General features: G+C 68.4%; 27 protein-coding genes and 1 pseudogene. 14 read left to right on the top strand and 14 right to left on the bottom strand.

From position 1 onward, the window contains the following. Positions 1–121 precede the first annotated feature (121 nt). The 3 genes from BQ8420_RS21010 to BQ8420_RS21000 all read right to left on the bottom strand — a co-directional run bounded on the left by BQ8420_RS21010 (position 122) and on the right by BQ8420_RS21000 (position 2,928). Positions 122–904: a hypothetical protein gene (locus tag BQ8420_RS21010; protein WP_087100868.1), complete on the bottom strand. Its 783-nt coding sequence runs from the start codon at positions 902–904 to the stop codon at positions 122–124. A 219-nt stretch (positions 905–1,123) separates the two neighbouring features. Continuing rightward, complete coding sequence (locus BQ8420_RS21005; protein ID WP_087100867.1) at positions 1,124–2,086, bottom strand: ABC transporter ATP-binding protein; 963 nt, start codon at positions 2,084–2,086, stop codon at positions 1,124–1,126. Then, positions 2,086–2,928: an ABC transporter permease gene (locus BQ8420_RS21000; protein WP_087100866.1), complete on the bottom strand. Its 843-nt coding sequence runs from the start codon at positions 2,926–2,928 to the stop codon at positions 2,086–2,088. The genes BQ8420_RS21005 and BQ8420_RS21000 overlap by 1 nt, the downstream gene beginning before the upstream one ends. Before the next feature lie 321 nt (positions 2,929–3,249). On the opposite strand from BQ8420_RS21000, the gene BQ8420_RS20995 reads away from it, so the two are divergent. Beyond that, entirely contained in the window at positions 3,250–4,020 is a 771-nt protein-coding gene (locus BQ8420_RS20995; RefSeq protein WP_087100865.1) for a 2-C-methyl-D-erythritol 4-phosphate cytidylyltransferase, read from the top strand. Next, positions 4,017–4,781 (top strand): glycerophosphodiester phosphodiesterase, encoded by a 765-nt coding sequence (locus BQ8420_RS20990; RefSeq protein WP_087100864.1) that lies wholly within the window; start codon positions 4,017–4,019, stop codon positions 4,779–4,781. Before BQ8420_RS20995 ends, BQ8420_RS20990 begins: the two co-directional genes overlap by 4 nt. A gap of 3 nt (positions 4,782–4,784) precedes the next feature. Here BQ8420_RS20990 and BQ8420_RS20985 read toward each other — a convergent pair whose 3' ends face one another. From BQ8420_RS20985 to BQ8420_RS20975, 3 genes are all read right to left on the bottom strand, one after another. After that, the gene (locus BQ8420_RS20985; protein ID WP_087100863.1) at positions 4,785–5,876 is read right to left on the bottom strand and encodes a DUF4429 domain-containing protein; all 1,092 of its coding nucleotides are present in this window, start codon (positions 5,874–5,876) and stop codon (positions 4,785–4,787) included. A gap of 78 nt (positions 5,877–5,954) precedes the next feature. Beyond that, positions 5,955–6,950 carry a glycosyltransferase family 2 protein gene (locus BQ8420_RS20980; protein WP_087100862.1) on the bottom strand — a complete coding sequence of 332 codons (996 nt, stop codon included), beginning with the start codon at positions 6,948–6,950 and terminating at the stop codon, positions 5,955–5,957. 124 nt (positions 6,951–7,074) lie between these two features. After that, on the bottom strand, positions 7,075–7,311 hold the full coding sequence (locus tag BQ8420_RS20975) for a TM2 domain-containing protein (RefSeq protein ID WP_087100861.1): 237 nt from the start codon (positions 7,309–7,311) through the stop codon (positions 7,075–7,077). 310 nt (positions 7,312–7,621) lie between these two features. On the opposite strand from BQ8420_RS20975, the gene BQ8420_RS20970 reads away from it, so the two are divergent. The 3 genes from BQ8420_RS20970 (at position 7,622) to BQ8420_RS20960 (ending at position 11,488) form a co-directional block, all read left to right on the top strand. Beyond that, complete coding sequence (locus BQ8420_RS20970; protein WP_087101006.1) at positions 7,622–9,130, top strand: LCP family protein; 1,509 nt, start codon at positions 7,622–7,624, stop codon at positions 9,128–9,130. A gap of 51 nt (positions 9,131–9,181) precedes the next feature. Beyond that, positions 9,182–9,895, top strand: coding sequence for a YIP1 family protein (locus BQ8420_RS20965; RefSeq protein WP_087100860.1), 714 nt, complete (start codon positions 9,182–9,184; stop codon positions 9,893–9,895). A 261-nt stretch (positions 9,896–10,156) separates the two neighbouring features. Beyond that, positions 10,157–11,488 carry a UDP-glucose/GDP-mannose dehydrogenase family protein gene (locus BQ8420_RS20960; protein WP_087100859.1) on the top strand — a complete coding sequence of 444 codons (1,332 nt, stop codon included), beginning with the start codon at positions 10,157–10,159 and terminating at the stop codon, positions 11,486–11,488. Between the two features lie 54 nt (positions 11,489–11,542). On the opposite strand, the gene BQ8420_RS20955 is transcribed toward BQ8420_RS20960, so the two are convergent. The 3 genes from BQ8420_RS20955 to BQ8420_RS20945 all read right to left on the bottom strand — a co-directional run bounded on the left by BQ8420_RS20955 (position 11,543) and on the right by BQ8420_RS20945 (position 12,961). Continuing rightward, positions 11,543–11,950 (bottom strand): hypothetical protein, encoded by a 408-nt coding sequence (locus BQ8420_RS20955; protein ID WP_235006396.1) that lies wholly within the window; start codon positions 11,948–11,950, stop codon positions 11,543–11,545. Further along, on the bottom strand, positions 11,947–12,411 hold the full coding sequence (locus BQ8420_RS20950; RefSeq protein ID WP_369825525.1) for an ATP-binding protein: 465 nt from the start codon (positions 12,409–12,411) through the stop codon (positions 11,947–11,949). The genes BQ8420_RS20955 and BQ8420_RS20950 overlap by 4 nt, the downstream gene beginning before the upstream one ends. A gap of 76 nt (positions 12,412–12,487) precedes the next feature. Continuing rightward, positions 12,488–12,961: a hypothetical protein gene (locus BQ8420_RS20945; protein WP_087100858.1), complete on the bottom strand. Its 474-nt coding sequence runs from the start codon at positions 12,959–12,961 to the stop codon at positions 12,488–12,490. Between the two features lie 368 nt (positions 12,962–13,329). Between BQ8420_RS20945 and BQ8420_RS20940 the strand changes: the two genes are divergently transcribed. The 5 genes from BQ8420_RS20940 to BQ8420_RS20915 all read left to right on the top strand — a co-directional run bounded on the left by BQ8420_RS20940 (position 13,330) and on the right by BQ8420_RS20915 (position 16,119). Continuing rightward, entirely contained in the window at positions 13,330–14,205 is an 876-nt protein-coding gene (locus BQ8420_RS20940; protein ID WP_255404894.1) for a helix-turn-helix transcriptional regulator, read from the top strand. Continuing rightward, positions 14,202–14,396: a DUF397 domain-containing protein gene (locus tag BQ8420_RS20935; protein WP_087100857.1), complete on the top strand. Its 195-nt coding sequence runs from the start codon at positions 14,202–14,204 to the stop codon at positions 14,394–14,396. The genes BQ8420_RS20940 and BQ8420_RS20935 overlap by 4 nt, the downstream gene beginning before the upstream one ends. Before the next feature lie 21 nt (positions 14,397–14,417). Then, entirely contained in the window at positions 14,418–14,603 is a 186-nt protein-coding gene (locus BQ8420_RS20930) for a DUF397 domain-containing protein (protein ID WP_087100856.1), read from the top strand. Between the two features lie 16 nt (positions 14,604–14,619). Then, a complete protein-coding gene (locus tag BQ8420_RS20925; protein ID WP_087100855.1) occupies positions 14,620–14,811 on the top strand; it encodes a DUF397 domain-containing protein in 192 nt (63 codons plus the stop codon). Between the two features lie 591 nt (positions 14,812–15,402). Then, positions 15,403–16,119 carry a TNT domain-containing protein gene (locus tag BQ8420_RS20915; protein ID WP_087100854.1) on the top strand — a complete coding sequence of 239 codons (717 nt, stop codon included), beginning with the start codon at positions 15,403–15,405 and terminating at the stop codon, positions 16,117–16,119. Here the strand turns inward: BQ8420_RS20915 and BQ8420_RS20910 are convergent. After that, a complete protein-coding gene (locus BQ8420_RS20910; RefSeq protein ID WP_087100853.1) occupies positions 16,116–17,663 on the bottom strand; it encodes an MFS transporter in 1,548 nt (515 codons plus the stop codon). The two genes, BQ8420_RS20915 and BQ8420_RS20910, sit on opposite strands and share 4 nt — an antisense overlap. A 70-nt stretch (positions 17,664–17,733) precedes the next feature. Between BQ8420_RS20910 and BQ8420_RS20905 the strand changes: the two genes are divergently transcribed. Both BQ8420_RS20905 and BQ8420_RS20900 read left to right on the top strand, forming a co-directional pair. Further along, positions 17,734–18,306 (top strand): TetR/AcrR family transcriptional regulator, encoded by a 573-nt coding sequence (locus tag BQ8420_RS20905; RefSeq protein WP_087100852.1) that lies wholly within the window; start codon positions 17,734–17,736, stop codon positions 18,304–18,306. Between the two features lie 51 nt (positions 18,307–18,357). Then, positions 18,358–18,462 (top strand): annotated as a pseudogene (locus BQ8420_RS20900) (type II toxin-antitoxin system RelE/ParE family toxin); the annotation flags it as partial. A 72-nt stretch (positions 18,463–18,534) separates the two neighbouring features. Here the strand turns inward: BQ8420_RS20900 and purE are convergent. Both purE and BQ8420_RS20890 read right to left on the bottom strand, forming a co-directional pair. Continuing rightward, a complete protein-coding gene (gene purE / locus BQ8420_RS20895) occupies positions 18,535–19,068 on the bottom strand; it encodes a 5-(carboxyamino)imidazole ribonucleotide mutase (protein ID WP_200816027.1) in 534 nt (177 codons plus the stop codon). Continuing rightward, positions 19,065–20,222 (bottom strand): 5-(carboxyamino)imidazole ribonucleotide synthase, encoded by a 1,158-nt coding sequence (locus tag BQ8420_RS20890; protein WP_087100850.1) that lies wholly within the window; start codon positions 20,220–20,222, stop codon positions 19,065–19,067. Before BQ8420_RS20890 ends, purE begins: the two co-directional genes overlap by 4 nt. Positions 20,223–20,415: 193 nt before the next feature. Here BQ8420_RS20890 and BQ8420_RS20885 point away from each other — a divergent pair, with 193 nt between their 5' ends. Then, entirely contained in the window at positions 20,416–20,886 is a 471-nt protein-coding gene (locus BQ8420_RS20885) for a GtrA family protein (protein ID WP_087100849.1), read from the top strand. Positions 20,887–20,937: 51 nt separating this feature from the next. On the opposite strand, the gene BQ8420_RS20880 is transcribed toward BQ8420_RS20885, so the two are convergent. Then, complete coding sequence (locus tag BQ8420_RS20880; RefSeq protein WP_087100848.1) at positions 20,938–21,948, bottom strand: CPBP family intramembrane glutamic endopeptidase; 1,011 nt, start codon at positions 21,946–21,948, stop codon at positions 20,938–20,940. Positions 21,949–22,349: 401 nt separating this feature from the next. Between BQ8420_RS20880 and BQ8420_RS20875 the strand changes: the two genes are divergently transcribed. Further along, positions 22,350–23,489, top strand: coding sequence for an Mrp/NBP35 family ATP-binding protein (locus BQ8420_RS20875; protein ID WP_087100847.1), 1,140 nt, complete (start codon positions 22,350–22,352; stop codon positions 23,487–23,489). A gap of 173 nt (positions 23,490–23,662) precedes the next feature. On the opposite strand, the gene BQ8420_RS20870 is transcribed toward BQ8420_RS20875, so the two are convergent. After that, complete coding sequence (locus BQ8420_RS20870; protein ID WP_087100846.1) at positions 23,663–24,727, bottom strand: S1C family serine protease; 1,065 nt, start codon at positions 24,725–24,727, stop codon at positions 23,663–23,665. Between the last annotated feature and the right edge of the window lie 305 nt (positions 24,728–25,032).

Below are 25,032 nucleotides of genomic sequence, written 5' to 3'. Positions count from 1 at the left end.
CGGGCATTCCGCGTGCCCACCGGACGATCGTCCGTCGACCGCCACGACGTCGGCCCACCGCCCGTCGATCTTTCTTCCTCCGCCCCTTCCCCCGACGGCACCGTCTCCGAAGCCTCCCCGCTCACCGACGCACCTCGGAGGTCGGGGCGACGAGTTCACCGGTGATGGCGATGACGCAGCCCACGATGAGGCTGACGAAGGCGAGCCGGGCGTCCCCGACCGTGGCCGCCACGGCGATGACCACGAAGCGCGTGGGTTGTTCGAAGGCCATGATCCGGCGGGCCGACAGGGTCAGGGAGAATGACGCGGGAACGGCGCCCCCGGCCTCCCCCGTGTCCGGTATCCCGGCGGCCCGAGCGACCTCGGCCGCATGGTCCGCCCCCGCGGGCCGCCCCGACGCCGCGCCCTCCGACCGTTCACCGTCCCGAGGCCTGGGGACCGAAGCCCCCTGGAGGCCCTCAGGACGCCGCTGGCCGGGAAGGACGAGCGGAGGCTGCGTCCACCTCGCGGGCGGAGCCGCGCGAGCCACCAGAAGCGCGTCACGCAGGGCGAGGGCGATGAGCGCGCCGGCCGCCCACCCCCAGGCGCCGGCGTGGCCGGCCGCTGCCGCGCCGAAGGCCAGCCCGACGTAGACCACGTACTCCCGGAACTGCGCGGCCATGGACACGGTCCACAGGGTGAGGACGTCCCGACGGTGGGACCGCATGCGTGAGCGGACCGTGTCGCAGAACAGGACCAGCCCGAGGAACAGCGAACCGATGATCGCTCCGGTGGGGTCGGCCCGGCTGAACCAGACGGCCGCGATGGCCGCGACCACGACACCGACGCGGGTCACCCCCGAACGGGTGACGTACCTGCGTTCGAACATCCGCGCGGTCGCCCGCACCACGATTCCCTCGGCCATGTCCGCGCTCCCCTTGGGTTCAACTGAGAGTCACGGTCGCCTACCCTCTGTGCGCAATCCATCACCGACACGCTCAAGGGCGCCGATACGCCCCTTTGTCCCGCAGCACGACGTTTCAGACAGCACCGGACAGGAGCAGACAAGGGCGGACAGGAAAAAGCGCACCTCCGGAACGATCCGTGGTGCGCTCTTCCTCTGGGGGTTCTCGTTCGAGTCCGGTCAGGCGGCCTGTCCGCCGTCCTTACCGTCACCGCCCTTGCCTTCGTCACCCTTGTCCGGGTCGGCCTTGGCCGCCTCGGCTTCGGTGGCACCGGCGGCAGGAGCGTTCTCCACGGTCTCGGCCTTCGCGGCCGCGTCCTCGGCGCGCTTCTTCTTCGCCGCGTCCTTCTTCTTACGCTCCTCGATCTCCACCCTGGTGTCCTCGTTGTAGGCGGCCAGGGCGGTGTCGATGTCGGCGTCCAGGGCGAGCGAGCCGTTCTTGATGTACAGCCCGCGGTTGCAGAAGCGGCGCAGGTCCCTCTCGTTGTGCGAGACCAGGACCATGGTGCGCTCATTGGCGAGCATGCGGTCGATGGCCTCGTAACTCTTGCGTTTGAAGGCCTTGTCACCCACCGCGAGCACCTCGTCGACCAGCATGATCGGGTGCTCCAGCTGCGAGATGAGCGCGAAGCCCAGCCGCACCTTCATACCGCTGGAGTAGTGCCGGATCGGGGTGTCGATGAACTTCGGCTTGATCTCCGCGAAGTCGACGATCTCGTCGAAGCGTTCGTCGATCTCCTTCTCGGACATGCCGTGCAACGAACCGACCAGGTACACGTTCTCCCGGCCGGTCAGGTTGTCGTTGAAGCCGGCCCGCAGCTCCAGAAGGGGCGCCACCTTGCCGTGCACGCTCACCTTGCCCTCGTCGGGGAGGAGGACCCCGGCGATCATCTTGAGCAGGGTGGACTTGCCGGTGCCGTTCTTGCCGACGATGCCCACGCAGTCGCCCTTGGCGACCTCGAATGAAACGTCCCTCAAAGGCCAGAAGTCGTCGCCCTCGGCGTTGGGGTCGCGCTTTTTGCCGTGAATGAACATCTCACGCAGGCTGCGCTTGCGCCGACGGTTCACCGCGAACTTCACACCGAGACCCTTGGCCTCGATGACCGGACCACCGGCGACCGCGGCCTCATAGGTGGACGCCATCACAACTCCTTCAGAACGGACATCTCCAGACGGCGGAACGTCCAGTATCCGATGATCAGCATCAGAATCGAACCGACCACCGCAGAGGTCAACGCGAGAAGACTCGGCGTTAGTTCCTCGAACCCGGAGAACCACACCGTTCGGTGCATCTGGAAGATACCCATCAACGGGTTGAGCTCGTAGAGCGTCTTGGCCCAGCCCGGGACCCCGTCCGAGTAGAGGACCATGCTCGCCGGGAACAGGATCGCCGATCCGTAGAACAGAAGCCGGGTCAGGATACGTGTCAGGCGTTCCACGTCACGGAGCAACACGTTCACCGAGGACAGGAACAGGGTCACGCCCAGCCCGAACATGAAGGTCAGCACGACGGCCAGGGGCAGCCAGAGGAGCATGCCCTCCCAGCTGAAGCGACCACCGAGTGCGAACACGAAGATCAGCAGGACCGGCCAGGTGAGCACGTACTCGACGAACTTGGTCCCCACCGTCGCCATCGGGAAGATCTCCCGAGGCACCTTCATGGTGGTGATCAGCTTCGAGTGCGTGAGCATCGCGCGCGGCGCCTCACTGAGGATGGCACCGAAGGTCGTCCAGGGCAGGATGCCCGCGACGAGGAAGAGGATGTAGCCGCCCGGTGTGCCCTCCGGGATGCCTCGGTCCGCTTGGAGCACAAGGCCGAAGACGAAGTAGTACACCAACGTCAGGGCGAGGGGTTCCAACATCGTCCAGGCGTATCCCAGCACGGATTGCTGGTACTTGACCTTCAGGTCGCGCCGGACCAGGAGGCCGACGACCTTCCGGTGCTCCCAGACGGACAGCGTCCTTGACGCCACCGCCACCTCCAAGGTTCGAGATCGTCCGGTCACGATGTGCCGGACTGTCGCGTCTATGAACACGCCTGCGCGCACCGGCCTTCGGCACGGCCCCGCCCGCACCCGGACCGGAACGGGGGCTGTCCGGAAGGTCGGGGGATGTCACGGACCACGCCCGGCTCCACGTCCGAATCGATGGGGGGAGGGACCGATCACGCTCGACAGGCGTCCATAGGTTACCGCTGCATCGGACAGACCGTGTCAACCACGTGCCGTTCACCCCGGAACCGACCTCGTCTCCCAGCGTCGACTAGGGTCTGGCATCGACATCCCGCCTCAGGAAGGTTGGCAAGCATGTCCGCAGGTCCACGGGTGATCGCGGCGGTTCTGGCAGGTGGGGTCGGTGCGCGTATGGGCGCACCGGCTCCCAAGCAGCTCCTGCCGTTGGATGGTCGGCCCATCATCGAACATTCGATCGCGGCGTTCGAGGCCAGTCCGGACGTGGACGAGATCGTCGTGCTGATGGTGGACGAGTACGTGGGCCGGGTCGAGGATCTGGTCGCCGGGGCCGGGTTCACGAAGGTGTCCAAGGTGCTCCCGGGCGGGGCCACTCGGACGGACACGTCCTACGCGGCGCTGGCGGCGATGTCGACGGCCTCCCACGACGACCTGGCCCTGCTTCACGACGCGGCCCGCCCCCTGGTCCGTCCGGCGACCATCGCGGCGTGCGTGGCCGCGTTGGACGAGGCGGGGGCCGTCGGTGTGGCGGTGCCCAGTGCCGACACCGTGGTGCGGGTGACCACGGGGCGATCCGGCGGCGAAGTGATCGAACAGACCCCGGACCGTTCGACCCTGCGCCGGATGCAGACGCCTCAGGGGTTCCGGTTGGGGGTGGCGCGGCGCGCCTACGAACTGGCGATGGCCGACCCGGAACTGGTGGCCACCGACGACTGCGGGGTGGTGCTGCGGTACCTGCCCGAGGAGGAGGTACGGATCGTGCCGGGTGAGGAGAGCAACATCAAGGTGACCAACCCCGGCGACGTGGAGGTCGCCGAGACGTTGCTGCGCAGGATGCGCGCGCACGCCGGGCCGGCGGAGCGGCTGGTCCCGGGGGTGGCGCCGTGAGCGGGGTCTTCGAGGCGACCGAGGTGATCGGTCACCGGGGCGCCGGCCGAGGCGTCGTGGAGGGGGCTCGGGAGAACACCGTGGCCTCGTTCGAACTGGCGGCCCGCACCGGCGTGGACTGGATCGAGATCGACGTGCGTCGTACGCGGGACGACGCTCTGGTGCTCTACCACAACGCCGCGCTGGACGACGGGCGCGCCGTCGTCGACCTCACTCTGCAGGAGTGCGCGGAGGCCGGGTTGGTGGGCCTTGAGGAAGGTCTCAGCGCCATACCGGACCACATCGGTCTGGACGTGGACGTCAAGACCGTGATGGAGGACGCGGTGGACGCGCCGGCGCGGCGGACCGTGTCGTTGCTGCTGCCGCACCTGCGCCACGAGGCGGAGCGCCGCCGAACCTTCGTCTGCTCGTTCGACCCCGGTCTGCTCTTGGCCGTGCGTGAGGGGGCGCCCGGGGTTCCGACGGCGTGGATGCCGTACGTGCGCAACCCCGCGGACTCGGCGATCCCCGGCGCCGTGGGCCTGGGGTGCCCGATCGTGGCGGTGGACGCCCGCGCCCTGGGTCTGAGCGACGAGGAGCCCCGGCCGGGGCGGCGCACGCTGGAGTACACGGTCGAGACCGCGCACCGCGCCGGGCTGGAGATCATGTCCTGGTGCCCGGACCCCGTGGACGCGGCGCGCTTCGCCGCGGCGGGCATGGACGCGGTGGTGGTGGACGACGTGCCGGGCGCGGTGGCCGCCCTCAAGGGATCGCGCGCCTGACGCTCAGATCCGGTCGAGGAGTTCGGCCTTCTTGGTGCCGAACTCCTCGTCGGTGAGCAGGCCCTTGGCGTGCAGGTCGCCGAGGCGTTCGATCTGCTCGAAGATCCACGAGGTGTCGGTCGGCCGTCCGGGCTCCGGTGTGCTCTCCGGCACTTCGGCGGGAGTCTCCAGGACCGCGGGCCCGTCCTCACCGATCTCGACGGAGACGTCGCCCTCCGACGTTTCCTCTCCCCTGCTTCCCGGGAGGTTCAGGGTGATCCGGGGCCCGCGCAGGGCGTCGACCGCGCTCCGGGCCGTCCGTTTCCACCACTCGGGGTCGTCGAAGCCCAACGGCGGAGCCTCCTCCGCTCCACCGTCACCGGCGGCGATGGCGGCCCGGGCCGCGCCTTCGCGCGCCCACAGGTGGGCGGTGACCGTGGCGGCGAGCAGGAAGGCCTGGTGGATCTCGTTGCCCTCCTGCCCCGCGCGCAGCACGTTGAGGTCGGTCTTGGGTTTGGCGTCCACGGATCGTCCCCGGTTCAGCACGCGGACGAAGCCCCAGCCCCAGTCGTCGACCGGCGCCCACTCCATGCCGTCGATCTCGGCCAGGTCGAACTCGCGGCGCTGTTTCTTCCTCTTGTAGCCACCGGCGTAGCCGCCCGACCACACCAGGGAGAGTCGATCGCCCTCGAAGCGGGCGATCCCTTCGGAGGTGAGCACGTGCAAGGGCTGAGGCGGAACCAGGGAAAGCACGGCGCGAGCCTCGGGTTCGCCGGCTCGCCCGGCGGCGAAGCGGAGCTGGTCGGCCAGGTACTCGGCGACCAGTTCGCTCTTGGCGGGGCCGGTCAGCCGGAAGGGCTGGAACTTCTCGTCGAGCATGGCGCCGACGGCGGAGTAGGGGTCCATGCGGTCATGTAGCCGCAAGTTGAGGATCCAGCCCTTCTTCCGCCCGGTCCCCGGGCGGAAGTCCACGTCTCGGACGAGCCCGACCGGCACTTCGAGGGTGCCCAGGAGTTTGAACAGCTGACTCTTGAACCAACCCTTGGTCTCGAAGCGGATGCGGACAGTCTCACTGTCGAACACCCACACGGCCTGTTCTCCGCGCAACTCGTCCATGGCTCCCTCTCCGGTTCTCCTCTTCTTCTTGCTAGCAGAACCGGAGCCTCGATGGGAGCCCGCTTTTCGGGTCCTCGGTCAGGTCTGGGAGGCCTGGGCCGTTCGCGAGTCGGCGCCCAACTTGGACGGACTGGTGATGAAGCCGACGCCCCACGACATGTGCATGGTGGCGAGCGCGAGTGGGATGAGCGGCCACGACGACGCCGGTCGGCCCCGGGTGAGCGGCACCGACGCGGCGGTGATCAAGGCCAGGTAGGCGGCGGGGATCAGCCACAGCGGCCAGAACAGGAAACCGCCGACGAGTCCGACGACGATCCCGGCCACGGCCACGGGCGGTGCCAGGTAGCGCAGGTTGATGGTGCCCTTGTGCTGGCGGGCGACCACACGCCGCCAGCGGCCGTAGTGGAAGTACTGCTTGGCGAGCAGCTTGACGTTGCGGCGCGGACGGTAGGAGACCCGCATACGCGGCTGGAACCAGACGGTGCCGCCGGTGCTTCGGATGCGGTGGTTCATCTCCCAGTCCTGCGCCCGCAGGAACGCCTCGTCGTACCCACCGACGCGCTCCAGCGCGGAGCGGCGGAACACACCGAGGTAGACGGTGTCGGCGGGGCCGCCCTCGCCACCGGTGTGGAAGCGTGCGTTGCCGACCCCGACCTTGGAGGTCATGGCGGCGGCCACGGCACTCTCCCAGGGGGTGGTGCCCTCGGCGGCCATGATGCCGCCGACGTTGTCGGCGCCGGTCTCCTGGAGGGTCTCCACCGCCACCCGGAGGTAGTCGGAGGGCATCATCGCGTGGCCGTCGATGCGCGCGACGATGTCGCTGGAGGAGGCGCCGATGGCGGCGTTGAGGCCGGCCGGGGTCTTGCCGGTGGGGTTGTCCACCACCTTGACACGGGGGTCCGCCGCCGCGAGGTCGTCGGCGACCTCACGGGTTCGGTCCGTGGAGGGACCGACCCCCAGAACGACCTCTAGCTCACCCGGGTACTCCTGGGCGAGGACGTGTTCCACCGCGGCGGCGAGGTGGCGCTCTTCGTTCAGAACGGGCATGACGACGGAGACAGGCGGCCAGGACACGGGCACTTCCCTGGGTCAAGACGTGTCGGAAACGCGTACGGAGAGAGGGTGTACGCGCCGTCAACCGTACTGCACCCGGCTCACCCGCTGGACGGTCCGCTATCCGTCGTCACGCCCTACCGGGTCACTGGTTCTTGACCGGCAGCCCGTCCGAGTCCTTGAAGTTGCCGACGATGATCGTGATGAGGTCGATCAGGGCCCAGACACCGAGACCACTGCAGGTGAAGATCATCAGGATGGCGGTCCCGGGCTTGCCCGTGTAGAAGCGGTGGGCGCCCAGACCGCCGAGGAAGATGCTCAGCAGCAGGGTCGTGAGCCAACTCTTGGGGGAGATCGGCTCAGCCTGGGGGTAGGGGTGCATTGTTCGACTCCTGTGGTCGAGAGGAGGGATGGGAAACGGTCCGGGAGGAAAAACCGGGGGGAGGCTCGCGGAGGCCGGGGGTCGTGATCGACGCACCGAAGGTTCCACGAAGCGCCCCCTCTCGGGGACGAAGCACATGACGCAGGGGGGACCGAGATGGTTTACACGAAACGACAGAACCAATCGGCCCGTTTCGGTTTCGAAACATAGGGGAGCAACACGCCGGGGGCCGACATCTCGCGCTCTTCGGCAGATCGGGTGACAACCTAGATCGCAAGGACACCGTTGAACGGGTGGGACGGGGATGCCGATGAGCGACGACAACGCCGGACGGCACGGATCAACGGGCGAGTTCCGACGTGAGCGCTCGTCTCCCGTGCCCCCCGACCGTTCGACGCGGTCCGGGCGGATCACCGTGCCGAGCACGACGGTCCGGCGCCGCCGCAACGGCCTGCTCGTGATGAGCGTCCTGTCGGTGCTGGTCCTGCTGGCCTCCGGCACCTCGTGGGCGATCACCGGGTGGATGTCGGGTTCGCTGAACCGTTTCGACGTATTCAGCGGAATGGCCGACGACGATCGACCCGAGGAAACCGGTGGCCTGACCTTCCTCGTCATCGGTTCCGACAGCCGCGAGGAGATGAACTCAGAGGATCAGAACGCGCTCAGCGTCGGTTCCACCCCCGGTCAGCGCTCCGACACGATCATGCTGGTGCGTCTCAACCACGAGCGCGACCACGTCACGGTGGTGGGCATCCCCCGCGACCTGTGGGTGGACATCCCCGGCGAGGGCGAGGACAAGGTCAACGCCGCCTACGCCTTCGGTGGCCCACAGCTGGCGGTACAGACCGTGGAGTCGACGACGGGGGTGCGCATCGACCACTACGTCGAGGTGGACTTCAACGGGTTCGTGGACGTGGTGGACGCCCTGGACGGCATCGAGGTGTGCCTGCCCGAGGCCATCGACGACCCCAAGGCGAAGCTGAACATGGAGGCGGGCACCCACCAGGTGGACGGGGCCGACGCCCTGGCCTTCGCCCGGACCCGGGCCACCGCCCGGGGCGACCTGGACCGGATCGACCGCCAGCAACAGGTGTTGTCGGCCATGTTCGACAAGGCGCTGAGCAATCAGACCCTTTCGGACCCGGGCAAGCTCACCGCGTTCCTGGACAGCTCCCTGTCCTCGGTGACCGTGGACGAGGGGATGAACACCAGCGCCATCAACGACCTGGCGTACCAGATGCGCGAAATGGACCTGAGCAACGTGACGTTCGCGCAGGTACCGATCTCGGACATGGACCACTGGACACCGCGCGGTGACGTCGCCCTGCTGTGGGACGAGCCCGCGGCACGGGAGATGTTCGCCGACATCAACGCCGACCGCCCGTTGAAGGAACCCGAAGCGCAGGAGCCGGCCGAGGAGAACGCCGAGCCCGTACCCGGCGACGTCCGGGTCCGCGTGTTCAACGGCACCGCCACCCCGGGCCTGGGCGCCCAGATGGACAACCAGCTCGCCGAGGCCGGGTTCGACGTCACCGACGAGGCCGAGAACTGGAGCGACCGGAGCGTGCCGAAGACGGAGATTCGGTACGGCCCGCAGGACGAGGAGCTCGCCGCGTACATGGCGGAGATGCTGCCGGGTTCGGAGGCGGTCGAGGACGGGACCCTGGAGGGCGACCTCCAGGTCGTGATCGGTTTCAACCACACGACGTTCAAACCACCGGCGCCGGTGGAGAGCGCCGCGGTGGCGGAGGAGTCGGAGGAACCGGCCGCGGAGGACGGGCCGGCCACCACTACCGCCCAGGACAACATCTGCGCATAGCCTTGCGAGGAGGAGAGGGACGGCGAAAGTCCCTCGGGGAAGGGGAAGTTCTTGCTCCGCCACCTGGTCGGACTGCTCGCCGGAATCGCCTTGGCCCCCGTCATGTGGATCGGGATCGCCTGGTCGGCCGACCTGTTCCCTCGCATCACCCAGGGTGAAGTGGACGTCACTTCGGTGTTGTCGGTGGTGGTTCTGTGCCTGGTGGGCGCCGTGGGCGCCTATCTGGTCGCTTCCCGCCGGTCTCCCCTGGTGGCCGGGACGTCCGGGGCTCTCCTGACCGCTCTGTGCATGTGGCCGATCTTCTCCCCCCAGACGCTGACCTCCGCCCTCTCCTGGCTCAACGACCAGAGCTTCATGTACCCGAGCGGGGCCGGGCTCGGGGTGGCCCTGCCACTGGGCGTGCTGCTGTTGGGCTCGGCGACCCTGCCCACCCGCTGGCGCGCGGCCGAGGATCTCGGCCCCGTCCCCGGTGGGCGGGTGATGGCGAGCGCGAGTCGCGACCGGTACCGTTCGGCGCCGGTCGAAGAGGTCGAGCCCCCGCCGGGTGAGGTCCCGGCGGGCGAGGACACGGAGCAGCGGTGGAACGACGGCGGACCCGTCGGCGACACCGTCCCCGATGTTCCCCCGCCCGCCTCCCCCGTGCGTCGCCAGGACGATCCGAGCAAGACCACGACGCCGTTCCGTCGCGGGGAGAGCGGTGCCGTGTGGACCCCGCTGGAGGACGACCCCGGCGCCACCCGGACCTTCGACGACCGGGACCGTTGAGCCGAACGTCCCACGTCACGGGGCACGATGTCCCGTCATCGGTCCCCTCGTTCCGACGTCCCACCGCTCACCGGTAATCTGTGCGCCTGACTGTTCACGTGTAGTTGGGTAAGGTGCCATGCCCCTACGCGTAGGGTGATGCCGCCCCGGCACCATCGTCGGCCGAACCATGTCCGTTTTCCGCCCCCGTGCGGGATGTCACCCGCCGAGAGCGGGAACAACCAGTACGAGACGCGAGCGGAAGCAAGGAAGGAACACCCAGTGGTCGAAGCGGAACGTATGCGGGTCTGCGTCATCGGGACCGGCTACCTCGGCGCCACGACGGCCGCCTGCCTGGCCGAGATGGGCTTCGAGGTCCTGGGCCTGGACGTCGACGAAGCGAAGATCGATATGCTCCGTTCCGGTCGGGTCCCCTTCTTCGAGCCCGGCCTCGAAGAGTTGCTGGCGGCCAATCTTCGGACCGGCCGGCTGCACTTCACCACGAGTTTCACCGAAGCCGCCGAGTTCGCCGACCTGCACCTGATCTGTGTGGGCACGCCGCAGCGCGACGATTCCGGCGCCGCCGACCTGAGCTACGTCAACTCGGCGGTGAACAGCCTCGCCCCGCACCTGACGCGCCCGACCGTGATCGTTGGACGCTCCACGGTCCCGGTGGGCACCGCCGCGACCCTGGCGGCTCGTCTCGCCGCGCTGGCGCCGGTGGGCGAGGAGGCCGAGCTCGGTTGGAGCCCGGAGTTCCTCCGCGAGGGATTCGGGGTGGAGGACACCCTGCGTCCCAACCGCATCGTGATCGGCACCGAGTCCCCCCGGGTCGAGAAGGCCGTCCGCACCCTGTGGCAGCAGCAGGTGGACGACGGCACCCCGTTCCTGGTCACCGACCTCCAGACCGCCGAACTCGTCAAGGTGTCGGCCAACGCCTTCCTCGCCACGAAGATCTCCTTCATCAACGCGATGGCGGAGGTGTCCGAGGTCGCGGGAGCCGACGTCATCCAGCTCGCCGAGGCGCTGTCCTACGACGACCGCATCGGCGGCAAGTTCCTCGGCCCCGGCCTGGGTTTCGGTGGTGGATGTCTGCCCAAGGACATTCGCGCCTTCATGGCCCGCGCCGACGAGCTGGGTGTGGAGCCCGCGTTGTCGTTCCTGCGCGAGGTGGACGCGATCAACCAGCGCCGTCGGGCGCGCACCACCGACATCGCCCGCCAGCTGATCGGCGGGAACTTCGCCGGCCGCACCGTGGCGGTGCTGGGCGCGGCGTTCAAGCCGAACTCGGACGACATCCGTGACTCGCCGGCCTTGGACGTGGCCTCGACCATCGCTTCGCTGGGCGCGCACGTGACCGTGTACGACCCGCAGGCGCTGGAGCGGGCCCGTGAGGCGTTCCCGGAGCTGAACTACGCCGACTCCATGCTGGGCGCCGCGCGCGACGCGGACGTGGTCCTGCTGCTCACCGAGTGGTCGGAGTTCAAAGAGGCCAACCCCGACGAGATGGGCGAGGTCGTGTCCCAGAAGCGGATCGTGGACGGGCGCAACGCGCTGGACCCCACGTACTGGCGCGCTTCCGGCTGGACCTACCGGGCGTTGGGTCGCCAGTAGGCATCATTCGTACGTCGAACGGCCGTCCCGGGTTCGGGGCGGCCGTTCGCGCGTTCAGACCGACAGCAGGAGACCGAAGAGTTCGGTGGCCACCGCGCCCGCGACCAGCGTCATGCCGTAGGCCATGAGGGATCGGCCATGCCGCTTGCGGGGTGCCCGGTGCCGGCCACGAGGGAGTACCGACGGAAGGACGTCGTCGACGTGGTCTGGTTCGGCTCCGGTGCGGGTTTCGGCGTGGGCTTCGGCCTGAGCCCTTTCCCTGCGCTCCTTCGCCACGAGCATCCAATGCGGGAGCTGACCGTGTTCGATCCGGCGAGCGACACGGGGGTTGCCGGCCATCTGCGGCAACAGCCGCCGTTCGCGTTCCTGGAAGGTCTCCGGGGGTCGCGGGTGGGAGAAACGGTGGCCGTGCGGGGCCGCGAGTACGGTGCGCACCCTGGTCTCGGTCATGGTCATGGTCATGACACATCCGCCTTCGCGAACTCGGCCCAGACCGCCGTGCCCAGGTCGGCGCAGAAGGGGAACGGAACGACCGGGTGGACGCCCCAGTTCGTGGCGAGGGCGTCGACCATGAGCAGGCCCCGGCCGCGTTCGGCGCTGAGCCACTGCTCCTCGGTGCGGGCCGTCGGGATCATCGGCGAGGACTCGCGGGCCCCGTCGTCCACGACGACCAGGCGGAGCACGTTCGGGATCGGGTGGAAGAGGGCGCGCACGACGTGGCCGTCCGGGTCTCCGGAGCGGGTGTGCTCGACGGCGTTGGCCATGAGTTCGCTCGCGCAGAGGACGAGAGTGTCGATGAGGTCGGCGTCGAACCCGGTCAGATCAGCGCGCAGGTCCCCTCGGGCGGTGGACATCTGGGACAGGTCGCCCGGATAGATACGAGATCGCCGGCGGATGAGGTCGGTGTGCGGCACAATGGCCATGTCGACAGTTCACTTTCACTTGTGTCGGCCTGCTCTGGGGGTGTTCGCGCACCCGCCAGAGCTTTTTCGTGGGTGTTCAGGCGGTATTCGAAGGGCCGGGCTCTTCCGGTTCGATGCCCGGGTGGCGGGCGGCGAGCCGGCGCAGCAGTTCCGTTCGGGTGAAGGCGGTGACCCGTTCGAAGCGATCGCCTTCGCCTTGCCAGTCGAACGGCCGGTAGGCCACGTACTTCTCGTTCGGCGGTCGGCCTTCCACGGTCATCGCCCAATGGCGATGGAGGAGGTCGCAGAGAGCCCGTTCCGGTATCGGAAGTTCGTCTTGGGGGAGGACGATGCTGTCGGAGTGGTCGGCGATCGCCTGGTCGAGCAGGTGAATGGCCGGTTCCAGGTCTGCGCCCTGACGCACGATGCGCAGCGCCTCTCGGACCATGGGGAGGCGGTGTCGAAGCGTGTGGGAGTGCCACCGGTTCAGCCGACCGGGGTCGGCACCGGTGGGTGGACGAAGGGCGTCTTCCACGGCGGACAACAGGTCTGTGGCCTCGGAGCCGAGCATCAGGACCCCGCTTTCAGGGGGTGAGGGATGACCTGCTGTCCGCGAAGGAGCGCCAAGGGGGCGACGTCCACCGGCCGACGCGGCCCCGGGACACGAGGAGGTTCATCTCCGTTCGGCATTCGGGCCCGGAAGACACACCCCCGCACCCGCGCCGCCCGCCGAGGTCGACACTGGCTCCCTCTCCAGAACCTGTGTCGTTCCTCAGGCAAGGTGGGCTCAGGCCCCACACCATAGGCGTCAGTCGTCGCTTGCACTTAAGGAGCCCCCGCCTCGTTGACTTCAGATGAACTCATCATCATGTGAAATCAACAGAATCACAAGCGGTTTCAAGAAAACGATGAAGCTCAGCGAAGCACTAGACTGCGTACATGCCGACTCGCCCCCGAACCGTCCACAGCCCCACAGTGCGCCTACGCCGTCTGGCGGCTGAGATGCATCGAGCACGAGTAACCGCTGGATACTCACAGCTGGGCGATGCTGCCAAGGCTCTCGGCTGGTCGGCCCCCAAGCTGAGCAGGATCGAGGACGCCAAAACCCGGTACATCAAACCCGACGACATCGATCTCATGTGCGACCTGTATGGGATCGGTACAGCGGAAGCCCGCGTAGCCCTGCATTCTTTGGCTGAGCAAGGACGCGAGCGAGGATGGTGGGCTGAGTACAAGGACGTGTTCGGTGACAACGTCCTCCCCGACTTCGAGGCTGAGGCTTCACTGGTTCGCACCTATGAAGGACTCGTGATTCCCGGCCTGCTCCAAACCGCCGAGTACACAGCTGAGGTCTTCAAAGGTGGCCAAGCACATACCGACAACGCCGTCGAGAGACATGTCTCCGCCAGACTTGAGCGACAGCAAATTCTGCACCGTCAGCGGCCACCGCACTACTCAGCTGTAGTAGACGAAGCAGCTCTGCGCAGACGAACACTCGCTCCTGGCGTGATGCGCGAACAGTTGCAGCACTTGCTGAACATGGCCACCCGGCACAACATCGACCTCCAAGTACTCCCCTTCGATGCCGGGCCACATGCAGCAACCACGGGAAGCTTTGTCATCATGGACTTCACATCCGACATAGACCCTTCGATCGTGTACACAGAGACGGCGATCGGACACGTGATCAGCGAGGGGTCGGCAGTCGCCCAGTTCGTGACCATGTTCGGACACGTTCAAGCCGCCGCTCTCCGCGCATCTGAGTCGGTGAGTTTTATCAGACATCTCATTACACAAGAGAGTGACCTCGAATGAAGCAGAGCAACACAACGTCCCTGGGTTTTCACAAGAGTAGCTACAGCGCGAACTCTGCCAACTGCGTCGAGGTCGCGGACCTTCCCGGGGTCTCTGCCGTTCGCGACACCCAGAACCGCGAGCATGGACACCTGATGTTCGTTCAGCGCGAGTGGGCTGGGCTGATCGCCTCAGTACGCACAACCGGCTAGCAGGATCAAAGGGGACAACACATGCCGGAAACCCCCCACTTCAACTTTCACAAGTCGTCGTACAGCGGGGCCAACAACAACTGCGTTGAGGTCCGGGAACGGTCGAAGGCAGTGGACATCCGCGATACCCAGCACCGAGCAGAGGGGTATTTGGCGTTCACCTCCCGGGAGTGGATGGCTCTACTCTCCACAACGGCCCGAGCCTAAAGGATGCCCACCTAACATGGACCGATCGATTCTGGATGACCTGTTCCGCAAGTCCTCCTACAGCCATCCTCAAGGCCACAACTGTGTCGAGGTCGCGGACCTCCCCGGGGTTTCTGCCGTCCGCGACACCCAGCACCGCGAAGAAGGGCATCTGACGTTCCCCTCACAAGAGTGGGCAGCTCTACTCTCCACAGCGTCCCACCAGTAACAGCAACCGCGAAGGTCCCCGGGAACGACCGGGGGCCCGGCGGCCTCCACAGGCTTCGGCTTCAGCCACTCGGCCAAGCGCGAATCCGCTCCCGGGCCGCAGCACCGAACAGGGCCACCTCCTCGTACATCGCGAAGAGGTCCCGGTACGTCTTCACATCCTGAGGGCCCCGGAAGGCGAGACGTCCGGTGAAGGTCTCCTCCTCGTCACAGGCCGACTCGACGAGCGGACACAGCTCCCGGCCTCGACTCGAACACTGGTTCGCGCTAGCGCAAACTCCGCAGCGTGACGCCGCCCTTGAGGAACAGGCTTTCCTCGCCGATAGAGAAATCCCCCGGCCCTGCCCACATACGACGCCGATGAGTACTGAGCCTCCGCTACGACAGCTGGACACAGATGTCGATGCGCGGCGGTCGCCCCGACCGGAGAACACCATCTGTGGTCGGACCGATCGAACGGCCCCGGCATTCCGCTGGACCGCGTACCCGGAGCCCGTTAGTCGGACTTCCACCGGGTGAGGACCCCGCCGTGATTGACTACTCAGGGTTTATAGATAAAACCCCTGAGTAGTGATCGATCGAACGGAGTCCGATGTCCCTCTTCCGCGTGGTGGCGGCCACGAGCCTGGCCCTGGTGTTCGGCGCCTCCCCCGCCCTGGCCGGCGAATCCCTTCCCACACCACCCCTCACCTCGACCGGCGAGTGCCCCGTACTGAACCCGCCGCCCAGCGAAGAGGAGCTGGAGCAGTACCTGTGCGGCGACCCGAGGCTGGGACCGGCCGAGCTTCCCACCGACGGACCCGTGGGCGAACTGGTCGAGGGCTACGACCGGTTCGGTGACCTCTCCCCCGCCGAGTTCCTGGACCGGTGGGCCACCGAGGACGGCTGGGACTACCCCGAGCACGACGGCTTCGTCGTGGAGGACGGCAGCCCGCTGAAGGAACTCCAGGAACTGCCCGAAGGGTGGATGCTGGACCGCTTCGGCTCCCCCTGGGGTTCCTTCCTCGCCCCGGCCGGCGCGGCCTTCTCCGAGCGGGCCCTCCCGCCGGACTCCCTCAACACCTGGCCAGACGGGGCCGAGCACAACTACAACTGCTACGAGGTCATCCTGCCGGTCGACGCCTGGGTGGGCCCGATCGCCCCGCACTTCGAACAGCCCGGCGGCGGTGAACAACTCCTCGTGCCGGCCGAGGAGATCCCCGAGGCCGAGGGTGAGGGCTACGTGTCCGTCCATGACCTCCTGGAATGGGACTACCTCGACCAGCGGCCCGCAGAGGAGTGCGTCTTCCCCGAGGAGTACGCGGCCTAGGAAGCGACCCTGGCGACCTCGGGTTCGGCGTCGGGGTGCTCGGGGGCCTCGACGCCCGCGGGCAGTCGGCGCAGCGCGACCAGGGTCGCCACGGCCAGCACCGCCAGCACGACCGCGCCGGTGAGCGCCGCGGTGTTGAGGCCCTGGGTGTAGGCGTCGAAGGCGGCCTCCAACAGAGCCCCCGCCTCGGCCTCGGGCAGGTGGGGCGCCGTGGCCACCGCGCCGGTCACGGTCTCCCCCGCCGGACCCTCGACCCCGCTCATCGCCGAACGGTAGATGCCGGTGGCGACGGTACCGAGGGCCGCGATGCTCAGAGCGGCGCCGAACTCGGCGCTGGTCTCCGACACTCCGGCGGCGGCACCGGCGCGTTCGGGCGGCGCGGTGGCCAGCACCAGGGTGTTGGCCAGGGTTCCCACCACGCCGGCGCCCATGCTGATCAGCCCGTAGGCCCCGATGAACAGCGGCAGCGGCGTGTCCGGGTCCACCAGGGCCACCATGGCGAACCCGAGGGCCCCCACCGCCAACCCGGTCGCCATGAGCGGCGCGGGTCGCGTTCGAGGCGCCAGCAGACTCCCGAGAACCGCGCCCAAGGCGGTGGTGGCGAAGGTGGGCAGCGCCCACAGCGCCGCGTGCAGCGGGCTGAGCCCGTGCACGCTCTGGAGGAACGTGAACGTCAGCAGCCCCATCCCGGCGGCGGCGAAGGACACCGCCGCGTTGCCACCGACCGCCGCGCTGAAGGCGGGCCGGGCGAACAGCGTCACGTCGATGAGCGGGTGCGCGACGCGTCGCTGCCGCACCACGAACAGGACGAGGAAGGCCGCGCCGAGCACCAGGGCCGCACCACCTTGGACCTCGACCCCGTATTCGACGAAGCGCTTGGCCGCGTAGACCAGGCCCAGCACCGCCACCAGGGACAGCAACGCACCGATCAGGTCGAACCGGGCGCCTCGGGGATCACGTGACTCCGGCACCAGGAAGGGCGCGGTCACCAGGAGCAGGGCCATGAGCGGCAGGTTGATGAGGAACACCGAGCCCCAGGCGAAGAACTCCAGCAGCACCCCACCGAAGATGGGCCCGGCGACGGCGCCACCGATGAAGGCGATGGTCCAGGCGCCCACGGCGGTGGCCCGCTGCTTCGGGTCGGTGAACATGCCGCGGATCAAGGAGAGCGTGGAGGGGGCCAGGGTGGCTCCGGCCAGGCCGAGCAGGGCGCGGCCCGCGATGAAGAGTTCACTGCCCGGCGCGAAGGCGAGCAGGGCGGAGGCGATACCGAAGAGCAGGGCTCCGGAGAGGAGCAGCCTTCGGCGCCCGATCCGGTCCCCGAGCGAACCCATGGTGACCAGGAGGCCGGCCAGGACGAAGCCGTAGACGTCCATCATCCACAGCCACTGGGTGGCGGTGGGGCGGAGGTCCTGGGCGATGGCGGGCGCGGCGACGAAGAGCACCGACAGGTCCATGGCGACCAGCAGTGCGGGAACGAGCAGGACGGCCAATCCGACCCAGGTCCGAGCGGTGGCGCGTGGTGGTGTGCGGTTCGTACTCATGCCTCAGATCGTACGTACGTCAAAATCAGCCGTCAATATGTACGTACGTCAAAAATGCTACGATGCGCAGATGAGCCAACGTGAGGACCTGCTGGTCGGCGCCAAGAAGTGCCTGATCGAAAAGGGTTACAGCAAGACCACAGCCCGCGACATCGCCGCCGCTTCAGGCGCCCACCTGGCCTCCATCGGCTACCACTTCGGGTCCAAGGACAACCTGATGAACACCGCCCTGCTGGAGGCCAGCAGCGAATGGGGCGACGCCTTCGAGGCGGCCATCCGTGACGCCGGGCCCACCACCGCGGAGAACCGGACCCGCCTGCTGCTCACCTCCCTGTTCGGCACCCTCCCCGAGCACCGAGACCTGATGGTGGCGAGCATCCAGGCCTTCTCGCACTCCCAGTTCGACGAAGGTCTGCGCGTCACTCTGGCCGAGGGGATCATCGGGGGCCGCCGAGAACTCGCCGCCCTGATCCTCGGGGTCGACTCCGAGGAGATCGACGACGGCACCGTCGCGGGGCTGGGGTCGATGGTCTACAACCTCGTCACCGGTTACGTGCTCCAGTACCTGGTCGACCCCGACTCGCTGCCCACCGTCGAGCAGGCCATGGACGGAATCCGCGCCCTCCTACCCCGAGAGGGCTGACCGCACCGCGATGTCCACCGCGTAGGCCAAGGAGATTCCGAACCCTGGCGGGTCCGAGTGGGCGATTATCGGATCGTGTACGCGATCCACGACGGACGACTGGTGGTACTCGTCCTGAGCGTGGCGCACCGCAGCGAGATCTACCGAGATCTGTAGACCTCGCCGACCTCCGACACCACGCGTCGGCCCCGATGCCCGCACGGAGCACCGGGGCCGGAGAAACCCCCGCTACATGCTGAAGCCCATGGGCTTTCCGCCCTCGGCCACCTCACGACGCAGCCGCTCGCCCTTGGCGTGCGCCTGGGTCTTCAGCTCCTCCTGGAAACGAGCCATGCGCTCGGCCAGCTTCGGGTCGTGCGCGGCCAACTGCCGCACCGCCAACAGCCCCGCGTTGCGGGCCGCGCCCACCGCCACGGTCGCCACCGGCACCCCGGCGGGCATCTGCACGATGGACAACAGCGAGTCCATCCCGTCCAGGTACTTCAGCGGTACCGGCACACCGATCACCGGCAGCGTGGTCACCGACGCCAGCATGCCCGGCAGGTGCGCCGCGCCTCCGGCTCCGGCGATGATGGCCTTCAGCCCGCGCCCGGCGGCCTCGGTGCCGTAGGAGATCATCTCGTGCGGCATGCGGTGCGCCGAGACCACATCGGCCTCGAAGGGCACGTCGAACTCGCGCAGGGCCTCGGCCGCCTCACGCATCACCGGCCAGTCCGAGTCCGACCCCATCACGATGCCCACCAAGGGCTTGTTCTCGGTCACTGCTGGTCTCCTCGCAGGTAGTCGGCGGCGTCGCGGGCGCGCTCCAGCAGATCGCGGTAGTCGTCGCCCATCACGGTGACGTGCCCGATCTTGCGGCCCGGACGCACGTCCTTGCCGTAGAAGTGCACCTTCACCTCGGGGTCCTTGGCCATGACGTGCAGGTAGCGGCGGTAGATCTCGGGATCCTCGCCGCCCAGCAGGTTGGCCATGACGGTGTAGGGGGCGTTGGTGCGCGGCGACCCCAGGGGCAGGTCGAGGACGGCGCGCAGGTGTTGTTCGAACTGGGAGGTGCGGGCGCCCTCGATGCTCCAGTGGCCGGAGTTGTGCGGGCGCATCGCCAGTTCGTTGACGACCACGCCGTCGGCGGTCTCGAACAGCTCCACGGCGAGCACGCCGGTGACGTCCAGGGCCTGCGCGATCTCGATGCCCAGTTCCTGGGCGCGGGTGGCCTTGTCCTCGTCCAGCCCCGGGGCCGGTGCGATCACCTCGTGGCAGATCCCGCCGCGCTGCACGGTCTCCACGACCGGGTAGACCGCGACCTGACCGTACGGGGAACGTGCCACCTGCACGGCGAGTTCACGGGAGAAGTCGACCTTCTCCTCCACCAACAGCGGCACCTCCTCGGCGGCGGCGCGCTCCACGACCTCGCGGGCCTCGTCGGGGCCGGCCACGATCCACACGCCCTTGCCGTCGTAGCCACCGCGCGCGGCCTTGAGCACGACCGGCCAACCGGTCCCCTCGGCGAAGGAGGTGACGTGTTCCAGGGTGGTCACCGCCCGCCAACGCGGTGAGGGGGCGCCCAGTTCGGCCATGCGGGTACGCATGCGCAGTTTGTCCTGGGCGAAGCGCAGGGCGTCACGGCTCGGACGCAGCAGGCCGCCGGCCTCCTCCACGGCACGCAGGACCGGCTCGGGCACGTGTTCGTGGTCGAAGGTGACGACGTCGTGCGCCTTGGCGAACGCCAGGACGTCGTCGAGCCCACGTTCGTCACCGAGAGTGACGTCACCGCAGACCAGGGCCGCGCTGTCGGTACGGCTCGCCGCCAGGACCGAGAAGTCCACTCCGAGGCCGATACCGGCCTGGTGCGTCATCCGGGAGAGTTGGCCTCCGCCCACCATTCCCACGCGGGGGATGATGCGGTTACGCTCGCTCACAGTTCCTCAACTCAATGCTCGTCAACCGCGGATGCGGGGCGATCCCACCAATGGTGGAACCTGGCCGTTCGGCTCGGAACCCGCGGCCGGGGTCTTCATCACAGCCCCGGCTAGAGTCTAGGGCGTGCGGATGGGCCACCCGAGGGCCGCTCCCCCGCGCGGCGTGACACCCCAAGGACTGGAGGCGCAGCTCGTGCGCGAGTTCCTCGCCCGGCACCCTCGCGTCGCCAGGTTGGCCGTCGAGGTGGGCAAGTTCGGCTCGGTGGGCGCCCTGGCCTACGTGGTGCAGTTGACCGTCACCAACCTGATGTGGGGCATGACCGACCTGCCCCTGCTCGTCGGCCAGGTCATCGGCACCTCCTGCGCGATCGCGGTCGCGTTCGTCGGCAACCGCTTCTGGACCTTCAGCGATCGGGCCCGCACCGGCTACGGCCGAGAGACCTTCCTGTTCCTGGTGATGAACGGGGTGGGCATGCTCATCCAGGTGGGTTGCCTGGGCTTCGCCGTGTACGTGATGGGCCTTGAGGGGCAACTGGCGAGCAACATCGCCGGCAACGTCGTGGGGGTGGGCCTGGGAACGCTGTTCCGGTTCTTCTCCTACCGGACGTGGGTGTTCCCGCCGGTTCCCGACCCCGAACCCGACCCCGCCCCTGAACAGCGATGACCTCGCTCGCGGCGCAAGCGCCTTGATGGGCGCTGCGGGCAGGATCATCGGCTAGGAACGGATCGCACTGCGGTCGCTCACCCCGAAGCGGGGGGCGCAGAGCACCACCACGAACGCGTACAACCCCACCTGGACCGTGGTGACGGCGAGGGTCAACGGGGTGTCGACGCCCATCGGGAGCCCCGCGCCGATGACGACGCCGGTGCCCACCTCCGAGAGCCGCCCCTCCAGTGCGCAGCGGGTGAACTGGAACAGGCTGTTGATCAGATGCAGCCCGATCGCCGCCTCCAGGCCACCGGTGCGCCAGGTCAGCCAGGACATCCCCAGCCCGAACACCATCAGGGACGCCGTGGTCCAGAAGTGGCCCGGGTGGGTGGCGACGTACAGGGCGGCGAACAGGGTCCCGCCGGCGAGGATGGCCGGCCACGGCGAACGCATCACCCTGGAGAACGCCGTCCGTCCTTCGGAAGAGCCCAGCGAACCGACGAGCTGCATGACGAGCCCGCGCAGGGTGAACTCCTCGGCCGCCGACTGCAACGGCACCAGAAGGACGATGACCGCCATGGCCGCGAGCAGGACCTGGATTCCCTCGCTGGTGCCGGCGGGTTCGGCCTCCACGGCCGCCGCGCCGGCGGAGGCGGCGGGCAGCATCGGCACCAGGACCGCGCACACCAGTGCCAGGGCCAGGGCGATCAGTACGCAACAGCCCAACCAGCGCCAACGCATGCGACCGGTCACCGAGATGAGCGAACCGGTCCGGCGCCACTGCGCCACACGGGTCACGAAGAACGCCAGGGGTATCAGCAGTGCTATCGACGCCAAGCCGAAGGCGAGCCCCGCGATCTCGCCCAGGTTGGCCGATTCCAGCGCCAGACCACTGCCACCGAGGATGGCGACGATGGTCATCACGACCACGACACCGACCCACAGGAAGAACGACAGGACCGCGAAGACCGCGATCGCCACGAGCGGCACCCACCACCGGAAGAACCGGGTGCGGGCCAGCCTGTGGTATGACTCACCCTCGGGGATCTCCGAGCGGGCGAACTCGTTCGTACGCACTGGACGCGGAGGTGGCCAAGCCCACACCGAGGGGTCCGGAGTCAGAGCCGGATGCCCTCCGGGCGGCGTCTGCCTCGTACCTCCGGGAGGCGAGGCCCAGGTCTGTTCCCGGGGTTGTTCGAGACCGCTGGAAGCCCGCCCCTCCGACCCCTCGGGCGCGGCGGGCCAGGACGAACCAGGCGGTGGCGGCACATTTCCCATCGTGCGCCGAGACTACTATCCGGGCGTGTATCGCCCGCGTTAAGTCCACGCCGTTATCGCCTGGTCACCATACGAATCGACCGGAATGCCGTCCCCGATCGCGCCGGAATAGCGGGACGCCGTCCATCTGTTGAACCGAGTGGACCTGGGAGCCACACCACAGGCCTACCATCCCGTCCCGCTGACCTACGATTGGGCACATGTCCTCCACACCAACCACCGATCAGGTACACGCAGCCCTGGCCACGGTGCAAGACCCGGAGATCCACCGTCCCATCACCGACCTCGGCATGGTCAAGAGCGTCGACATCGCCGACGACGGTGCCGTGCACGTCGGTATCTATCTCACGGTGGCCGGCTGCCCGATGAAGGGGCGCATCGAGAAGGACGTGACGGGAGCGGTGACCAAGGTCGCCGGCGTCACCTCCGTCAAGGTCGAACTCGACGTCATGAACGACGAGCAGCGCAAGGAACTCCAGACCAAGCTGCGGGGTGGTCAGGCGGAGAAGGAGATCCCCTTCGCCAAGCCCAGCTCGCTCACCAAGGTCTACGCCGTCGCCTCCGGCAAGGGCGGCGTCGGTAAGTCCTCCGTTACGGTCAACCTGGCCGCGGCGCTCGCCGCCCAGGGCCACAAGGTCGGTGTGGTCGACGCCGACATCTACGGTCACTCCGTGCCACGCATGCTGGGCGCGTCGGACTTCCCGACCAAGGTCGAGGACATGATCCTCCCGCCCACGGCGCACGACATCAAGGTCATCTCGGTGGGCATGTTCACCGAGGGCAACACGCCGGTCGTGTGGCGCGGACCCATGCTGCACCGCGCCCTGCAGCAGTTCCTGTCCGATGTCTTCTGGGGCGACCTGGACGTCCTTCTGATGGACCTGCCCCCGGGCACCGGTGACATCGCCATCTCCGTCGCCCAGATGCTGCCCTCCGCCGAGCTGCTCGTGGTCACCACCCCGCAGCAGGCCGCGGCCGAGGTCGCCGAGCGCGCCGGCGCCATCACCGCGCAGACGCACCAGCGCATCGCCGGCGTGATCGAGAACATGTCGTACTACCAGCCCGACCCGGACGCCGAGCCGGTGTACCTGTTCGGTCAGGGCGGTGGCCAGCAGGTCGCCGACACCCTCACCAAGACCCTCGGCGCGGAGATCCCGCTGCTGGGTCAGGTGCCGCTGGACACCCGCCTGCGCGAGGGCAGCGACGAGGGCAAGCCCTTGGTCCTGACCACTCCCGAGGCCGAGGCCAGCAAGGTGCTCACGAAGGTCGCCGAGGGCCTGGTCGCCAAGCCGCGTGGGCTCGCGGGAATGCAGCTGGGCATCTCCCCCGCCGGTCGCTAGGGTTCGTCGCCCGCACGACTGGAGGACGCACGTACGGCCCTTGGGTCACCCGACCCGGGGGCCGTCGTGCTGTCCGGGGCCCGCCGGTCGCCCGCCTTCGAAAACGGACGCCCCCACCATCGGAGATGGCGAGGGCGTCGTCCCGTGTCCGGAACCGTTCGGGTCACGTGTGACTACTCGTCGGGGCCCAGGGTGACCGTCACGGTCTCCCGATCCCCGCCGCGCTCGTACTCCACCTCGACCTCGTCACCCGGGGTCTTGTCGCGCACCATCGCCTGTAGTTCACCGCCGGAGTTGACCCGGCGCCCGTCGAAGGACACGATCACGTCCCCTGGTTCGAGACCGGCCTGGTCGGCCGCGCCACCGGACTCGACGGCGTCCGATCCGTCCGCGATCACCGCGCCCACGACCGTGCTCTCGTGGTCGTAGGTGACCCCGAGTTCGGCGTAGGCCGTGGACTCCTCGCCGTGGTCGACCATCCGCGCGATGACCGTCTCCGCCTCGGTGGAGGGGATCGCGAAGCCCAGACCGATACTGCCCACCGGCTGATCGCCGAGCGGCCCGCCGCCCATGCTGTAGATCATCGAGTTCACCCCGATGACCCGGCCCTGCATGTCGACCAGCGGCCCACCGGAGTTGCCGGGGTTGATGGCCGCGTCCGTCTGGAGCGCGAAGAACTGGGTGTCGCCGCCGTCCGGACTCACCGGCCGGTCCAGCGCGCTGATGATGCCTTGGGTGACGGTGCCCGCCAGCCCCAACGGAGCACCGATCGCGATGACCTCGTCACCGACGATGGCCTCGTCGGAGTCCCCGAACGCCAACGCGTCGACCTCGCTGGGTTCCTCCAGCTCCAGGACCGCCAGGTCGGAGCTGGGATCCGAACCCACCACATCGGCGCCGCTACTGCTGCCGTCGCTGTACTCGATGATGATCCCGTCGGCCTCCAGCTCCGAGGAGACGTGGTCATTGGTGACCACGTAGTCGCCCTCGATGACGAACCCCGAGCCACCACCGCCGATCCTCGGGTCTTCGCTGCGCAGCGACACCACGCTGGGGCTGACCCGCTGGGCCACGCCCGCCACCGAGTCGGGGGCGCGCTCCGGCGCCTCGGGCGGGGGTTCGTTGATGTCCGGCCCCTGCCCTTCGGGGTCCTCGGACGAGGACGAGCCTCCGGAGGAGGTGACGAACGTGCCGATCACCCCGCCCGCGCCGCCCGCGATCAGGGCGACCACGAGCATGCCGCTCAACGCCATCCACGCGGGGATCCCGCGCTTGGGTCTCGGGGGGTCGGCGGGCTGATAGGCCTGCTGTGGTGTGCCCGGGGGGACCGCGAAGTGGCCGGTTCCCGGGGCGCCCTGGTGGTGTCCCGTGGCCTGTCCCGGCCTCTGCCCGGGCGCTTGCCCCGGCCAAGGACCCGGTCTCTGCCCCGACCCTGGGAAGGGACCGGGGTTCTGACCGGGGTTCTGGAAGGACCCGACGTGACCGGTGGGGCCGCCCGGGGGCGATTGACCTCCGGGGGCGCCGGGGCCGGTCGGAGGCGGGA

This window comes from Nocardiopsis sp. JB363, from assembly GCF_900143625.1.
Taxonomy (GTDB): domain Bacteria; phylum Actinomycetota; class Actinomycetes; order Streptosporangiales; family Streptosporangiaceae; genus Nocardiopsis.
This window is presented reverse-complemented; position numbering and strand designations above follow the sequence as displayed.

What these genes read in the sequence shown, in the direction of transcription:
- BQ8420_RS20925 (WP_087100855.1), top strand. Translation starts at nt 14,620, where the DNA reads ATGGACCGATCGATTCTGGATGACCTGTTCCGCAAGTCCTCCTACAGC.
- BQ8420_RS20910 (WP_087100853.1), bottom strand. Translation starts at nt 17,663, where the DNA reads ATGAGTACGAACCGCACACCACCACGCGCCACCGCTCGGACCTGGGTC.
- BQ8420_RS20945 (WP_087100858.1), bottom strand. Translation starts at nt 12,961, where the DNA reads ATGCTCGGCTCCGAGGCCACAGACCTGTTGTCCGCCGTGGAAGACGCC.
- BQ8420_RS21010 (WP_087100868.1), bottom strand. Translation starts at nt 904, where the DNA reads ATGGCCGAGGGAATCGTGGTGCGGGCGACCGCGCGGATGTTCGAACGC.
- BQ8420_RS20970 (WP_087101006.1), top strand. Translation starts at nt 7,622, where the DNA reads ATGAGCGACGACAACGCCGGACGGCACGGATCAACGGGCGAGTTCCGA.
- BQ8420_RS20915 (WP_087100854.1), top strand. Translation starts at nt 15,403, where the DNA reads ATGTCCCTCTTCCGCGTGGTGGCGGCCACGAGCCTGGCCCTGGTGTTC.
- BQ8420_RS20870 (WP_087100846.1), bottom strand. Translation starts at nt 24,727, where the DNA reads ATGCTCGTGGTCGCCCTGATCGCGGGCGGCGCGGGCGGGGTGATCGGC.
- BQ8420_RS20935 (WP_087100857.1), top strand. Translation starts at nt 14,202, where the DNA reads ATGAAGCAGAGCAACACAACGTCCCTGGGTTTTCACAAGAGTAGCTAC.
- BQ8420_RS20905 (WP_087100852.1), top strand. Translation starts at nt 17,734, where the DNA reads ATGAGCCAACGTGAGGACCTGCTGGTCGGCGCCAAGAAGTGCCTGATC.
- BQ8420_RS20975 (WP_087100861.1), bottom strand. Translation starts at nt 7,311, where the DNA reads ATGCACCCCTACCCCCAGGCTGAGCCGATCTCCCCCAAGAGTTGGCTC.
- BQ8420_RS20955 (WP_235006396.1), bottom strand. Translation starts at nt 11,950, where the DNA reads ATGACCATGACCATGACCGAGACCAGGGTGCGCACCGTACTCGCGGCC.
- BQ8420_RS20995 (WP_087100865.1), top strand. Translation starts at nt 3,250, where the DNA reads ATGTCCGCAGGTCCACGGGTGATCGCGGCGGTTCTGGCAGGTGGGGTC.
- BQ8420_RS20985 (WP_087100863.1), bottom strand. Translation starts at nt 5,876, where the DNA reads ATGGACGAGTTGCGCGGAGAACAGGCCGTGTGGGTGTTCGACAGTGAG.
- BQ8420_RS20930 (WP_087100856.1), top strand. Translation starts at nt 14,418, where the DNA reads ATGCCGGAAACCCCCCACTTCAACTTTCACAAGTCGTCGTACAGCGGG.
- BQ8420_RS20950 (WP_369825525.1), bottom strand. Translation starts at nt 12,411, where the DNA reads ATGGCCATTGTGCCGCACACCGACCTCATCCGCCGGCGATCTCGTATC.
- BQ8420_RS20875 (WP_087100847.1), top strand. Translation starts at nt 22,350, where the DNA reads ATGTCCTCCACACCAACCACCGATCAGGTACACGCAGCCCTGGCCACG.
- BQ8420_RS20940 (WP_255404894.1), top strand. Translation starts at nt 13,330, where the DNA reads ATGCCGACTCGCCCCCGAACCGTCCACAGCCCCACAGTGCGCCTACGC.
- BQ8420_RS21005 (WP_087100867.1), bottom strand. Translation starts at nt 2,086, where the DNA reads ATGGCGTCCACCTATGAGGCCGCGGTCGCCGGTGGTCCGGTCATCGAG.